A 15,701-nucleotide genomic window follows, 5' to 3' on the forward strand; every position below is an offset into this window, starting at 1 on the left:
CACTTCAAGATGCGGCTGAAGACAAAATCTAGAGTTAGAAATTTTCACTGATTGTCGAAGTGAGTTATCCTAATAAACACCTATTTTTCGTCTTATTTTGCGAAAGCTTAGCGAACGCACTTATAACGATCGCCTGCGACTTAATCTTCGACTCCCCGCATCTTCATTGGCGAGCGGTATAGTCGTCACTCCGTTAAATTCAACGCTTCGGTATGACGCGGCACAAAAGTATAAATCACTGGAACCACAAATAACGTTAACAGCGAACCAAAAGTTAGGCCACCAATAATCACTAAACCAATTTGACTAATCCCAATACTACCATTCCCCGTTGCTAGCGCTAAGGGTATCGCGCCTACCACCATTGCTGCTGAAGTCATTAATACCGGGCGTAAGCGAGTTGAAGCAGCTTGCAAAATAGCTTCGTGTAATGGTTTCTTTTCAACATCATGTAAATAGTTAGCAAAATTGACAATTAATATTCCGTGTTTACTTATCAATCCCATCAACATCACTAAACCAATCTGAGTATAAATATTTAGAGAAATATCTCCCCAGCGCATGATCAAGAGCGCACCAGTTACAGACAAAGGGACACTTAACATTACAATCAGCGGATCAAGAAAACTGTTAAATTGTATTGCTAACATGATATAGATAGCTAATACCGATAACATAAAAATAATCAACATTTTTCCTTGTGCAATAACAAATTGGCGAGTTTCTCCGGCAAAATCATACTTCATTTCTTTAGTCATTACCTTTTTAGCACTTTCTTCAAGAAAATGAACAGCATCGCCCATTGAATAATGGGGCGAAATATTAGCTGTTAAAATTCCTGAATTCAACAATTGAAATTGATTAAGACTTTGTGGCGCAACCACACGTTTAATGTCTACTAAATTAGTCAAAGGAACTAACTCATTGGCATCATTTCGCACATAAAGATTTTTTAACGAGGTACTAGATACGCGTTCGCCACGAATAATTTCTGGAATAACAGGATAACTTTGATCATTCATCGAGAACCAACCCAAAATAGGTCTACCCATTAACATGCGAATCACATCATTAATTTTAACGATAGGAATGCCTAATAAGCCGGCGCGATCGCGATTAATATCAACGTTAATTTGAGGTTTATCGATCATTAAATCTGTTTGAACTGCATTAAAATTAGGATTATTTCGTGTGATAGTTAATAGTTTTTTCATCGCTACATCTAAATCATAATAAGAGCCACTTGTTTGTAAAACAAATTGTATTGGTTGTTCAAGACCCGTCACATCCGTCAAAATAGGCCTATTCATTGCGAAAATTTTCATTCCAGATAACAATGATAAAGGTTTATTAATTGAGTTGATCACCTCATCTTCCGTACGATCACCAGGCTGCTGTGGGCGCAGAATGAGAATTGCCACAATCTTGTTGATATCCCCCTCCCAACCACTAATGGCTAAATAGCTTGCTGCTTCTTTGTAACTTTTGAAAATATCAATAATTTTTTGGGCGTATTTTTCACTATAAAATACGCTGCCAGCGGTCGGGCCTTTTGCAATCACCACAATAGCCCCCTGCTCTTCATCTGGTAATAGTTGAGATGGCGTGTGTGTTAATAACGCATAACAAGCAACAAAAATAAGTGCGGCAAAAGCTAATACGTAAAAACGATGACGAAGTAAAAAATTTAAAAGAATTCGATAACTGCTCGCTAACTTATTACAAGCTTCGTTAATGTATTTTTCTAAACGATTTTCGCTGCTACCAGATTTTAATAAATGTTCGCACATCATGGGTGATAGCGTTAACGCAAAAAAGCCAGAAAGAAAAACCGTAATGGCTAACGTAAACGCAAACTCGCGAAATAAAGCACCCGTTAAACCTGATGTAAAACCAATTGGTAAAAATACAATCATCACCACTAATGTCATGGATATGACTGGCAAAGCAATTTCGCGGGTGGCTTCTAAGGTTGCTTGTAGTTTGGAAGTGGCATAATGCATGTGACGATGAATATTTTCCAATACCACAATCGCATCATCAACAACCAGACCAATTGCCAGCACAAATGCTAACAGCGTTAATGAATTAATACTAAAACCCAATAACGCCATAAATAAACAGGCGCCAATCAAAGATAACGGAATCGTGACAATAGGAATAATTAAGGCACGAAAAGAACCTAGAAATAAAAAGATAACGGCAATCACACACAGCACCGCTTCCCATACTGCTTCATAAACTAAAGCAACAGAATGTTCACTAAATTTATAGGTTTCCCAGACAATGCTCGAATGCAAATGCGGCGGAAATTTTTTAATCAGCTCTGGCATCTTTGCCAACACTCGTTTTGCTACTTCAATATCACTGGCATCTTCAGCAGCAATAGGACCAATAATTAATCCATATTTTCGTCCTTTAGCTAAGGTAACAAAATTATCATCTACTGATCCTAGTTTTGCATAACCTACATCGCTTAAACGAACTAAATGATTACCATCGCGTTTAATTACCAAATTATCAAATTGTTCTGGCGTGTCCAAGCTTGAATTTGTTTTAATATTATATTCTTCCATAGTGCCACGTAGTTTACCTGTGCCCACTTGAATATTATTTTCTTTAATAGCCTTTTCCACATCAAGTGCCGTAAGATTGTGATGATATAATTTATTGGGATCGAGCCAAATTTTCATCGCATATTCACGAGGAGCGTGTATTAGCACATCTTGCACTCCTGGAATCGATTCTAATTGAGGAACTAAAACATGTGTTACATAATCCGTGATTGCATTTTCATCTAATTGATCACTACCAATATTAAAAAAAACAACAGGTGTTTGTTTATTATTTTTGATGATAGAAGGGTTAAACGTACCAGGCGGTAAACGCCATAATAATGAATTAATTCGAGGTTGAATTTCAGTTAACGCCTTATCTGCTGGATACCCTTCATTGAGCCACACCGTGACTTCGCTTTCTCCATAAACACTATGCCCTTGCACATAATCGATGCCGTCGACATCACGAATAGCCGCTTCGATGGGTGTGGTAATATAATCTGCGGTTACATTAGGAGCGGCGCCAGGTAATTTTGTCGTGATCGTAATTTCAGGAATATTCACGACAGGAAATTGACGCGAGGGTAAATAAAAATATGAAATCAAACCAAAAATGAGTACGCTTAGCGCCAATACCAGTGAAACTACTTTGCGACGAATAAAAATATCAGTAAAATAGGCCATTAAATTTATTCCTTAGCAATGGTAACTTGACTGCCATCAGTCAATTTAATATGTCCCTCACTCACAACTCGATCAGTTGGTTGCAAGCCACTCAGAACTTGTATTTCATTTCCTTGTTGTTCACCAAGCTTAACCTCGACCAGATGAACTTTATTATTCTGATCAACTCGATAGACAGAAGTATTGGTGCTCGCGTAAACGATTGCAGTTACGGGCACAAATAAACTTTGCTCTTTTTCTGGGACGGCAACTTTCACCACACCGGATTGCCCGGTAAGTAGTTTTTGTTCTGATTTATCGATTAAAGCACGAGCTGCCAATACTCGACTTGATTGGCTTAACAGATTATTCAGAGCATAAATCTTGGCAGTAAAATTTTGTTTGGGAAACGCCGTTAACGAAAAATGAATGGTATCACCCAGCTTTAATAAAGCTGCATCCGTTTCAGCAACACTAAAATCTAAACGCATTTCTTGATCATCATTAATGTGGATTAGCGGTTGCCCAATATCAACATAATCTCCCAAATAAGCCATTTTTAAACCCAACTTACCCGCAAAGGGTGCGCGCACCAAGGTTAAGCCAAGACGGTGTTCTAGATTAGCCACTTTTGCACGTGCTGCATGATAATTTGCTTTAGCTTCCAAAAATTGATCTCGGCTACTGAATTGCCTTTTAACAAGTGTTTTAAATTCGTCGTAACGGGTATGAGTCAATTCCTCAACTGCCTTAGCGTGCTCTAATTCTTGCTCTAAACCTTGAGGATCAATTTGATATAATTTTTCGTTGGCAGAAACATGTTGATTAGATTCAATATACACGGCTTTAATATGCCCGGGAACGGCTGCTTTTATCGTCACATCTCTTTTGGCGCGAATTTCTCCGATGACTTGAACCATTTGATGGCTGACTTTTGTTGTAACTGGTGTCACGGAAACCACAGGAGCAGAAAAAACAAGCGGGCAAATCAATACCAGTAAACCACACACAATCTTATGCATATCAATCAATCCCTTAGCAAAAAACTCAAAATAGTATATACGAATGATTTTCTTTTTCACATCTTTTTAACCGATTTTAAAATCAAAATCATTACCGCTTTTTAAAAATTTAGGAGTGCCGGTAATAACAAAAATTAAGGGGTGGTATCATTTCATAAGCTATTATTTTTATCGTAAAAACGCTTACGCTTTTCAGTATAATCCCCTCACTTCTTGAACACGAAAGCCGAAATTTTTGAGAGAGCTTCCTCTGACAGGGGGTAAAGATGTTTAAGCGTAAGCAATGGTCTTCGGCTGAGAAATTTAAAATCGCACGACCAGCAGTAAAAGGAAACTCCATGCTTAATGAAATTCGAGCTGTTTGGGTTTGTTATCCATTTTACTGGTTTTTGACAAGCACTGGAAAATACCTGCTTTAAGAAAATTCAATATTATTAGGGGTTCTAAATTCCAAAAATTTAGGACGTTATGATCCTGGATTAAGCAAAGCCCAATCCAGGATATTTATTAATTATGGAGTTGAATTAACAGTAACATTATCACCTTGAACAATGCAAACTACTCCATCACCTGTTGCAGTTCCATTGATTTCATACCTGATATTACAGCCCTCAACGTTCATGTTCATTCCTCTGCTGGAGTTAACACTTGCCCATTTTAATACCGCTGTTGAATTAGGCTGAATGGTGCCAGATTTTACAGCAGAATTATAGGAAAGCATTTTCTGTGTTTGATTATGAATATCACATTCATAAGTATAAATAGGAGGAAATGCTGCTTGAGCTGCGTTAATTGTTAATATGAGTAATATAGTACCAGTTAATTTTTTCATTATATCATTCTCCTCGAAATAAGATTTTAATCATCTATATTATCTTTGTAGACTTAAAAAATTCGGTTCATAAATACTCAAAACGATTGGCGTATAAGCAAGATGCGGAGTTAAATAGGCGAAAGAATGTATAGTTAATACAGTCCTCTACCGATTTGGCTCTGCAACAAAGCCTAAGATTCAAACGTGAAGAGTAGCGATAAATTGTAGAAAGATTAAGTATTATTGCCCCAGCGGGGCAAAATAAAATGAAGAAAAGAAATAATTAAAGAAAGAAGAATAAACTTTTTCAGAAGAAAAAATTGAGTGTGATTGATTTTTTGCAGTTATTAATGTTTTCATGAAAGTTAGTATACCAAATTTATTGAGTTACGCAATGTACAATTGATTAAAATCGCACTGTTTGCTTTGAGATAGGCAATATGCTATTTTTTTGTATTAATTATTTATAAATTTTTAAACGCAGCGTAGCCTGGAACGGAGCGCAGCGTAGATCCAGGATCAGAGCATTTGTATACTTCGATCCTGGATCTACGCTGCGCTCCGTTCCAGGCTACGTCAATCTACATTACTTGTCAGGAGAGAGATTAATGAAATCACCACATATTTTACCCACGCAAGCATGCGAAGAAACCTTTGCCAATATTACTTATCACCTCGATGGTGAATTAGTGCCGGTATTAACCGTTAATATCACCCCGGAATATCCTATTTTTTTCGAACATCATGTGATGCTATGGAAACATCCATCAGTTAAGATCTCGTTAAAAACGATACGGGGCGCGTTCAAAAGAATAATTGCTGGCAAGCAAGTTTTTATTACAGAAGCCACCGGTCATGGGCAAATTGCATTTAGTCGCGATGGTGCGGGTCATATCTTTGCAAAACATTTAAAATGTGGTGAAGAACTCGATGTCCGTGAACATCAATTTTTGGCGGCAAGTCAAAATATCGATTATTCGTTTAAACGCGTACAAGGCATTTCAAATATGCTGTTAGGTAGTTCAGGTTTTTTTATCGATACCTTTCGTGCTGAAGCAGATGATGGTATTTTATGGTTACACGGTTATGGTAATGTATTTGAAATTGAGTTAGGCGATGGTGAAGCCATTGATGTTGAACCGGGTAGCTGGTTATATAAAGAACGCTCCGTAAAAATGGATACCATCGGACAAAAATTAGTGGCCGGTCTTTTTGGTGGCTCAAATATAATTATCAACCGTTTTACGGGTCCTGGTCGACTTGGGCTGCAATCCATGTATTATTCTTTTCCTTTAGCAAGATAATTAATAGGAGTTAATGATGAAAAAATTTGCGATTACCATTCTGCTTTCTCTGCTGGTTACTTCGTTAAGTTTTGCGCAACCAGCGCTCAAAGAGGCGATTTACACCAAAAATTCTCCTGCTCCAATCGGCACTTATTCGCAAGCCATTAACGTCGGTAACACGGTTTATATTTCCGGCCAAATCCCTCTCGATCCTAAAACAGGAAAATTAGTTGCGGGCGATTTTTCTCAGCAAGCCAAACAAGCGCTTGCTAATTTAAATGCAATAACTCAAGCAGCGGGTGGTGATTTAAATAATATTGTTAAAATCACGGTATACTTGACCGATCTTAAAAATTTTTCCACCTTCAATCAACTGATGGCACAGTATTTTCATCCGCCTTATCCAGCCCGCGCCGTGGTTGAGGTTAAACGTTTAGCGGATGACTCCCCGATTGAAATCGAGGCAATTATGATTGCGAAAAATCATGCTTAATAGAAATTACTAGGTGAAAAAATTAATGACGACTCACTCACCAAAATTCTATTTCTATCCGATTAATTCCGAATACCAAAAAATTATTTTAACGTGGTTTAATGAAGATCATGTTAAAGAGTTTTACTATGGTGAAGGCTTGCAAAATACTTTGCACAATATTGAATTATATTGCCAAGGCATTCGTCACAATGGCCGTTATGCGTTTGATCACTGGATTGCCTATTTAGAAGATAAACCCTTGGGTTTTTTAATGACGTCACCGGTGATGGGACCTTATGATAGCAAAGACGATGTTAATAAATGGTATATCGAAGGAAAAAAAATCGTTACGTTAGATCTATTAATCGGACCAAAAGAGTTTATCGGCAAGGGGCTTGCTCATAAAATGATTCAAGCGTTTATTCTAGATAAATTCGTTGACGCCGATTTTTTTCTGATCGATCCCGCCCTATCCAATCCTAAAGCCATTCATGTTTATGAAAAAGCCGGCTTTAAAAAATTAACAGAATTTTGCCCCGCCTACGATCCCGTTCCTCATCTTATGATGCGGCTTGAGGTCAAAGAATTAGCATCATCACACCACTGCGGTTAAGGAGTAAAAGCTCTCACACAACGAACGCGCAATAACAATCCTTTAGCGGCACTATTTTGGTGTCCGTTGGAAAAATCTTCATAAAAGGCATTGAGCGTGGACATAACGCTGGCTTCTGTGGAGCTCCAATAGGCACTCGGATTAAATCCCCCAATCGCGATTCTATTCTGATAAAGGCAATCTAATTGATTAGCCCCATTTCCAGCCGGTAAAAACCAATCGCTATAACACGTATTACCCGCTTGGCAAGGTGTATTGCCCTGAGAGTCGACTTCGTAATCACTACAGAGTTTTGCAGCGTAGGCCACACCACCATTTGCACCCAAAGCACTTTCAATCGCCACGGTATTAGCAGCACCATCGGCATTACTAGAAGCATTGGTAAGAGTGCCCGCCCCTCCCCATGCTATCGAGGTACTATTATCCGCCGTTGCTGCAATTAAATTATTTAAGCCTCCATTAAGGCACGCAATCACCCCACCATACACCGCTTGACCTACTTGCGTTAGTAAATAGCTATAGCCATTGGGCAAGGTAATATTGCCATTCGGTGTTGAAATAACAACATCAACAGCACCCGAGACATGGGCAGGAGTAACCGCGGTTACCGTCGTGGAATTCACCACATGAACACTGGTCGCAGCGATGCCATCAAACGTGACGGCAGTGGATCCTGTTAAACCGGTTCCCGCAAGAACAACACCTTGACCGCCCGCAGCCGAACCCGAGGCCGGTGTGACAGAAATGAGCGTACTACCTGAATCAATTCGAATTTCTCCGTTAATCGTATTGGTATTACTACCGTGGATCGGAAATTGGGTTAGAGGTACCACGACGCTCCCAGGAGTATAGATAAGCAAACAGCTCGCAAGTGGAGGTAAATTGGCACAAGTATTACCCGTTTCCGTGACATTATCTTCCAATGCCGTGCCAGTAAAATCCGACATAATATTAGTTGCCGTAACCGTGGAAGAAGTATTATTAATCGTCAGTGATCCCACGCCGCCATTCGCAACTAACGTTACCGGTGAACGACTCACGGAAATAGTCGCGGAGGAAATCGGTGGTGCTTGCGTGATATCCAAGCGATTCGCCGCACTCGGGCGATAACACTGTAAAGCGGAACCTTGTTCGCAGACGATGGGGCCATCGGTAATCGATTGAGTTAATTCATTTCCCTCAACTTGCAATGACAGTATACAAGACGCTTTGCCCGTAAGAATAAAAGGATTACCGCAGATCCCAAGTCCTGTGGTGATGGGATGAATGCCAGGAATTGCTTGCATGGCTAGCCGATGGGTTTTTGAAGATTGATTCGTGACGCGATATTGCACGGTAGCGGTGCCATTAGCAGGCACTGCAATGGCAGTAGCCGTTAACGGTGTGAAAGTCCAGAGTGGTGCACCCGCTTTAGCAATATTCACCCACCCTAAGAGGAGTATCGCGCTCAAAAAACCTATCGTTGCCCAATAATTTTTCACAAGTCTATCCTTGAATCACTGTTTATTCATCCGGCGAAGAATGTAGAAGATACCGTTCATGCGTCGCTTTGTCTAGTGTGAAAATTCGCTAGCGCACGCAGTGTGAGCAATCTCAGCGAATAAAACACCTGTTCATCATATTTTCTTAAGCTTACGAGAGTACTATAAGAAAAAAGGAGTATTGTTTTATGCCTTTGATTAATGCTATCAGAGAACTACAAGGTTTTGTTAAGAATTATCCATATCTCAACGAGCAAAACATGGTGTTGAGTGAATTTCTTAAGGCGGTAGATGGAAAAATTTGGCAAATCGAAACGGCGATATTGCCTGGGGCTTTGGGGCCTGATGTAGCTCAATATCAAGCGAAAATGGGAAATTTTCTTGCGTTGTTGGATGGTCAATTGTGGTCAGCACTTGAAAAATTAAAAGTAGATGAAAATATTAAGCCTAAATATCAAAAATACAACCTTCCTCTTGATTTTAATGAGTACACACAAGAATTAAATACCTTCAAAAAAGAATACTTGGTTACTTTTTATTTAGATAATTCCGCTGAACAAAGTGATTTTGAATTAAACGACAGCACTGTTAAAACTCGACAATATTTATTTTGGGATACCCAATTAAATCGCATTTATAATCGAATTGATGAATTAAATAATAAATTTTTATTTCTTCCTTGGAAATCGCTTTATCAAGAAATAACATCTATTAGAAAACAACTCATAGCAATTCCTGCGAAATTATTATCAGCAGAACATCAGAGAAAATTACACACTAAAAAAGCTAATACTAATGGTTTATTAGAAGCAATTGAAAAAAGGGTGAAAGAAAAAGAAGAATGCTTAGCAAGTTTTTCAAAAAATCTGGTTTCATATAGCAATATGGTGAATTCGAATCCCTTAAAAGACGGTTTATTAACTGAAATCAACTCCGATCTCGCCCGAATAGAAAGCTATTCCGATCCAGAATCAGAAAAAATCAAAGTTAATTATATAGCATTAAAAGATGAGTTAATTGAAAAACTAAATAAAATTAAAATCGAAAGAGAAGCACGAAGCAAAGAATTGCATGAATGGCTAGAAAATTTAAAAAATGCTCAAGAAGAAATTAATATTTTCACCACTCGCTGCAAAAATATTAACAGTGACACTACAGAACTTTTTCGGGTTAAAAATAAATTAACCAATGAAATTAACGTATTTAAAAAACTTATTAACAATTGGGCTTTTCCTTCGTGGTTCTCTACCACAGAAAAAGTGGATATGTCGTCATCTTCAAATTTTACAATTCCCGATGAGTTAACTTATCAAGCGTATTTTGAAGCAGAAAAAAATCAATATATTTCTCAATTAGAGAATCTAACTGAAAATTTAAATGCATTAACTCCAACAACCTCCGATAACGATGATGCAACTCATCAACCTCATACTACGCAGCACTTTTGGCCTACACGCGCCAATGCGGCCACTACGCCGCCAATTAGAATTCCAGTTAGTCGCACTAAAAAAAATATCAATGGCACTGGTGATGATAAAGACGATACTCAGTCACAAACTTCACAAAACGAAGCATTGTCTATCGCAGCAACAACTAACCTAGGTGATGCTGACTCAGAGTCAGATAGAGATAGTATTAATTATGATACTGTTTCAACGTCGAGTGAAATAAGTATGAGTGTGAATACTGATTATAATAGTTATAGTCATGATAATAATCATCCATCAGGAACTTCACAAAGTGGAACACTCTCGTCGGATCATGATCGTTCAGAGTCAGGTTCAGAAAATAATGATGTCACAGCAGCAAATAGCGATGCCAATTTAAATGCAATGCAAAAATCTCCTTCTTTAGCTGAAGATTTAAATAATTCACCAGATACAGATGATGAGTCTGAGGAAGAAAATGAAGAAAACTCTTTTTTCTTTAGATCGAGGAACAATGAAAAAAGAAGAATCTTTTCTAAAAAAACGACCCAAGCGCCTAACGTTAGCCAACCTGGTTTATTTGCAAGAAACGATTCCCTCAAACGAAATGACCCACCTGAAATAACTTTGCAAGCTCAATCACCACTACAGAATGAAACAACAGATTCAGCTTCAAATTCAAATTCATTTAGCGATATTGCTCAAGCATTGAATTCTTCATCTCATCCCTCAAAGTCTACTGAAACTACAACACATGGAGCTAGCACCTCGAGTGCAGGTGAACATTCACAATCTTCACAAGCAACAGCAATAACAACCCAAACTTCGCCAGAAATGGAAGCGTCCTCTTCCTCAAACCAACAAAGCGATGGGATGACGCATTCAACGATCACAAATACAACGGAAAACAACCAGTATCAGTCATCAAGACAAATAACTAGCACACTAATACCTGAAAATAATCGGTCTACACAAACTCCTGTTCAGTTTAGCTTAGATCATGGAATGATAAATATATTAAAGAAAATTAAAACTGAATTAGAAGATAAAAAAAGGAGTGTGGAGGCATCGTATTGTTTTTTTGATAAGTCGGCAGAAATTAAGACTCAGAGAATTACCTTATTTGATAGTCACATTACCAAAATCCAGAATTTGATAGAAGACCCTACAACGCCCGATTCTAGAGGGTTGTTAGACAAGATCAACAAAATCAATACAGCATTTTCAGCCACCGATGAAAATATTCTCCCACACCGCAATCATTTCTCACGTCACTTTGCTTGGTGGAAACCCGATGTAGTGAAATTTTATGCTGAGTCGGCAAATAAAATTAAAAATAATATTTTAAACCCTTTGAAGATAACTGTTAGAACTTAAAAAAATTTACCCCTAGCTCTAAATACCAACCACTCGACAACAACGCCCTATCTCCACGCCCAATTTAGCATCATAACTTCCCTCACCGCTCAATTAACTAGTATTTTCTAAGCACTGCCGTTAAAATCATCCTCTAGATTAGATAACGCAAATCGCTACTCAAACGCTTGGATTATCAGTGAGGCACGGAGTTAAAGAGGCGAAAAAATGTAGACCTAAGCCATGTCTCCGGATCTCTAGCTTGGCAACAGAGCCTAAATTCAAGCATAAAGAAGTGGCCTTTGGCGTTTCAAATACAGAGTTTAAATTTCATGACACCACAACCCGACTACTTACAACCCGCGCGTTATCCTTTGCTTCGTCTATTAAGCTATATGCGTCCTTATCGCAAAAATTATTTATTAGCGTGTTTATATTCCATTTTAAATAAATTATTCGATATTTTCCCTGAAATTCTTATCGGGGGTGCGGTCGATATTGTGGTAAATCGCCACGATTCGTGGATTGCGCGTTTCACCGGATATCCTTCGATCACCCATCAACTGGCGTTGCTTGGTGCGATCACGTTTATAATTTGGTGTGGCGAATCGCTATTTCAATATCTCTATAGCATAAAATGGCGCAACCTGGCGCAAGTGGTTGAACATCATTTACGCATGGATGCCTATGATCATATTCAAAGCGCGAAATTACCCGATATTGAACGCCATGAAGTGGGACAACTCATTGCCACCATTAACGATGATATTAATCAACTCGAACGTTTTTTAGAAGATGGCATTAATCAAATCATTCAAATTATTGCCTCTACACTGCTAATAGGTTTGGTTTTTTTAGCATTTTCCCCGCTCATCACCTTATTTGCGATTGTGCCGATTCCATTTATTTTAATGGGTGCGTTTTATTTTCAACATAAACTAGAACCCAAATTTTTAAATGTGCGCTCGCGAGCCGCTAATATCAGTGCGGCATTAACTAATAACATTCACGGCATCGCGGTTATTAAAAGTTATACGGCGGAAAAATATGAAAGTGCACGAATTAACGAACTCAGTCAGCAATATCAACAAGCCAATCGTGAAACCATTCGCATCAGCTCCATGGTCACGCCCGTTATTCGCATTGCAATTTTAACGGGCTTTTTGTGCACGCTGTTAATTGGCGGTTATCAAGCGATCCATCATACGATGAATGTGGGTGTTTTTAGTGTATTAGTTTTTTTATCGCAACGCTTGTTGTGGCCATTTAGTTATTTAGCGGAAGTAACTGTCGATTATCAACGTGTCATGGCCTCCACGACTCGCGTGTTTAATTTACTCACTTGGCCCATTGAGATGGACGAACCTAGTGAAACTACACTTACTCTGGATGAAACAGTAAAAGCCGATATCGTCTTTCAAGAAATTAATTTTAGTTATCCCAATTCACATCGCCCAGCAATTATCGATTTAAATTTAACGATTCCCTTTCAGCACACCATTGCCTTTGTCGGTGAATCGGGTTCGGGTAAAAGTTCGATGATTAAATTACTCAGTCGTTTTTATCAACCCAATCACGGAACTATTTTATACGGTGGGCAAGACATTCAACGTTTTGATAAAAAATGGTGGCGCCAACAAATTTCTTTAGTGAATCAAGATATTTTTTTATTTTCAGGCACCATTAAAGAAAATATTGCTTATGCAATTGATAATGTTAGCGAAGCGCAAATTCAACAAGCCGCCATTATTGCTGGCGCCGATAAATTTATTCAAGAATTCCCGCAAAAATATGCCACTCACATTGGTCAGCGCGGAATTAATTTATCCGGTGGTCAGCGTCAACGTATTGCCATTGCTCGGGCAATTTTAAAAAATGCCCCCATTTTAATTCTCGATGAAGCCACCTCGGCAGTTGATAATGAAACAGAATTAGCCATTCAACAAGCCATGGAAGTGATTGCAAACACCAAAACGGTGATCATGATTGCGCATCGTTTATCGACTATTCGTCACGCCAATTGTATTTATGTATTTGATCAAGGACACGTTATCGAACATGGCACGCATGATGAATTAATTGCCTTGAATGGCCATTATAAAAAATTATGGGATATCCAAACGGGTGTAACGCAAAACACTGAAGGAGTAGTTCCTTTCCCAGATTAGGACAAATTGATAGATATTCTTCATACTTCAATTTTAGGCTTTGTTGTCGAGCTAAAGCTACGAAGGGATTGTATTCAGTATACACTCCTTCGTAGCTTTAACTCGATGCCTCGCCAGCCAAATTAATCTAATAAACTTCGCAACATCCACGCCGTTTTTTCGTGCAGCTGCAAACGTTGTGTTAATAAATCACAACTGGCTTCATCGGTAGCTTCATCCGCTACGGGAAAAATTTCACGTGCGGTTCGCACCACCGCTTCATGGCCTTCAACTAATTGCTGAATCATTTGCTGAGCGCTGATCACTGTGGTTTCTTCTTTTATTGAGGTTAACTCACTAAACTGACGATAACTACCTGGAGCAAATACCCCTAACGCACGAATGCGCTCAGCAATCACATCAACCGCATCAGCTAATTCGATGTATTGTTGTTCAAACATTAAATGCAACGTAGAAAACATGGGGCCTGTAACATTCCAATGAAAATTATGAGTTTTTAAATATAGTGTGTAAGTATCTGCTAATAAACGGGATAAACCCTCTGCAATTTTTTTACGCTGTTCTTCGTTAATACCAATATTAATACGCATGATAAAACTCCTTTATATGCTAAAGAGCTTTCATTGTAACGAAAGTGTGATGAATAGTCAGTAACTCAATACCTTTAAGCAATTACTGATTAATGAAAATAGACAAGTTAATCAGACGATAGAGCAATTTACCCAGTATCCAGAATATTTCGGTTTTCATGCGTCTAAAGGTTACTACCAGCGACGTTAGCACATAATTAAAATTTGTGGTAAGGTTAGGCTCATTTTAAATGCAAAGAACTAACCTCAAACATGATGACTCAACGCAATAAAATCATCTCGTGGATCATTGCAGGCTTTTTCCTGCTTGGCATTATATTGTGGTATTGGCATCACACGATTGTGTATCCCTCAACAGACGATGCCTATGTGCAAGCCAACGTAGTACAGGTGGCTGCCGAAGTCAGTGGAAATGTGATTGAAACCAACGTAGTGAATAACCAATTTGTCGCCAAAGATACCGTGCTATTTAAAATCGATCCCCGCCCTTTTGAAATTGCTTTAGAACGAGCACAAGCACAATTAGCGCTCGCCAAGCAAGCCATGGGTGCCAATCAAGACGCGGTAAATGTGGCTAAAGCCTTAGTCGAGCAGCGCCAAGCCGAATTGCATAATGCCGAATTAAATTATCAACGCACCATGCCTTTAGTAAAAAATGGCACGGTGGCTAAAGCACAGGGAGATGGTGTTACCGCGCAATTAGCCGTTGCCAAAGCCGGTTTAAAATCAGCCCAACAACAATTGCAACAAGCACTCGACGAGCTCGGTCAAACGGGAGACGCTAATGCGCAATTGCGTCAAGCACAAGCAGTAGTCAATCAAGCACAACTGGACTTAGAGCACACCATTATCCGTGCGCCCCAAGCAGGAATAGTGTCTAATTTTAATTTGCGCCCCGGCGATGTGGTGGCCAGTGGCCAGCCTTTGTTTGTCTTTGTTGAAAATGAATTTTGGTGGATTGAGGCGAATTTTAAAGAAACCGATTTACAACGTTTACGCGCCGGACAAAAAGCCAAAATTGCCATCGACACCTATCCTAATACGACTTTTCATGGCGAAGTAATCAGTATTAGCCGGGGTAGCGGCTCAACATTTTCGTTATTACCGCCTGAAAATGCGACGGGTAATTGGGTAAAAGTCACACAACGTTTTCCTGTGCGGGTGAAAATATTAAATCCCGACCCGCAAAAATATCCATTACGTGTGGGTGCAAGCTCCACCGTCACCATTGATACTGTTGATTAGTTG

Annotated in this window: 11 protein-coding genes; 6 read left to right on the forward strand and 5 right to left on the reverse strand. The window is 38.9% G+C overall.

The annotated features are described in order from the left end of the window. Nucleotides 1–185: 185 nt before the first annotated feature. From KIT27_05620 to KIT27_05630, 3 genes are all read right to left on the reverse strand, one after another. Entirely contained in the window at nt 186–3,242 is a 3,057-nt protein-coding gene (locus KIT27_05620) for an efflux RND transporter permease subunit (GenBank protein ID MCW5589125.1), read from the reverse strand. Between the two features lie 5 nt (nt 3,243–3,247). Next, nucleotides 3,248–4,243, reverse strand: a complete 996-nt coding sequence (locus tag KIT27_05625) for an efflux RND transporter periplasmic adaptor subunit (protein ID MCW5589126.1) — start codon at nt 4,241–4,243, stop codon at nt 3,248–3,250. Nucleotides 4,244–4,754: 511 nt separating this feature from the next. Next, nucleotides 4,755–5,075, reverse strand: a complete 321-nt coding sequence (locus KIT27_05630) for a hypothetical protein (protein MCW5589127.1) — start codon at nt 5,073–5,075, stop codon at nt 4,755–4,757. Between the two features lie 590 nt (nt 5,076–5,665). Here KIT27_05630 and KIT27_05635 point away from each other — a divergent pair. Genes KIT27_05635 through KIT27_05645 form a run of 3 tightly spaced genes read left to right on the forward strand, consistent with a single transcriptional unit; the run spans nt 5,666 to nt 7,431 of the window. Then, entirely contained in the window at nt 5,666–6,361 is a 696-nt protein-coding gene (locus KIT27_05635) for an AIM24 family protein (GenBank protein ID MCW5589128.1), read from the forward strand. A gap of 16 nt (nt 6,362–6,377) precedes the next feature. Next, nucleotides 6,378–6,836, forward strand: a complete 459-nt coding sequence (locus tag KIT27_05640) for a RidA family protein (protein MCW5589129.1) — start codon at nt 6,378–6,380, stop codon at nt 6,834–6,836. Nucleotides 6,837–6,861: 25 nt separating this feature from the next. Then, nucleotides 6,862–7,431, forward strand: coding sequence for a GNAT family N-acetyltransferase (locus KIT27_05645; protein ID MCW5589130.1), 570 nt, complete (start codon nt 6,862–6,864; stop codon nt 7,429–7,431). On the opposite strand, the gene KIT27_05650 is transcribed toward KIT27_05645, so the two are convergent. After that, on the reverse strand, nt 7,428–8,849 hold the full coding sequence (locus KIT27_05650; GenBank protein ID MCW5589131.1) for an IPT/TIG domain-containing protein: 1,422 nt from the start codon (nt 8,847–8,849) through the stop codon (nt 7,428–7,430). The genes KIT27_05645 and KIT27_05650 overlap by 4 nt on opposite strands. Before the next feature lie 251 nt (nt 8,850–9,100). Here KIT27_05650 and KIT27_05655 point away from each other — a divergent pair, with 251 nt between their 5' ends. Continuing rightward, nucleotides 9,101–11,716 (forward strand): hypothetical protein, encoded by a 2,616-nt coding sequence (locus tag KIT27_05655; protein ID MCW5589132.1) that lies wholly within the window; start codon nt 9,101–9,103, stop codon nt 11,714–11,716. A gap of 311 nt (nt 11,717–12,027) precedes the next feature. Next, nucleotides 12,028–13,863 carry an ABC transporter ATP-binding protein gene (locus KIT27_05660; GenBank protein MCW5589133.1) on the forward strand — a complete coding sequence of 612 codons (1,836 nt, stop codon included), beginning with the start codon at nt 12,028–12,030 and terminating at the stop codon, nt 13,861–13,863. Between the two features lie 122 nt (nt 13,864–13,985). Here the strand turns inward: KIT27_05660 and KIT27_05665 are convergent, their stop codons facing one another. Beyond that, the gene (locus tag KIT27_05665; GenBank protein ID MCW5589134.1) at nt 13,986–14,453 is read right to left on the reverse strand and encodes a DNA starvation/stationary phase protection protein; all 468 of its coding nucleotides are present in this window, start codon (nt 14,451–14,453) and stop codon (nt 13,986–13,988) included. 252 nt (nt 14,454–14,705) lie between these two features. Between KIT27_05665 and KIT27_05670 the strand changes: the two genes are divergently transcribed. Then, nucleotides 14,706–15,698 carry an HlyD family secretion protein gene (locus tag KIT27_05670; GenBank protein ID MCW5589135.1) on the forward strand — a complete coding sequence of 331 codons (993 nt, stop codon included), beginning with the start codon at nt 14,706–14,708 and terminating at the stop codon, nt 15,696–15,698. The last annotated feature ends 3 nt before the right edge of the window (nt 15,699–15,701 follow it).

The organism is Legionellales bacterium (assembly GCA_026125385.1).
Taxonomy (GTDB): domain Bacteria; phylum Pseudomonadota; class Gammaproteobacteria; order JAHCLG01; family JAHCLG01; genus JAHCLG01.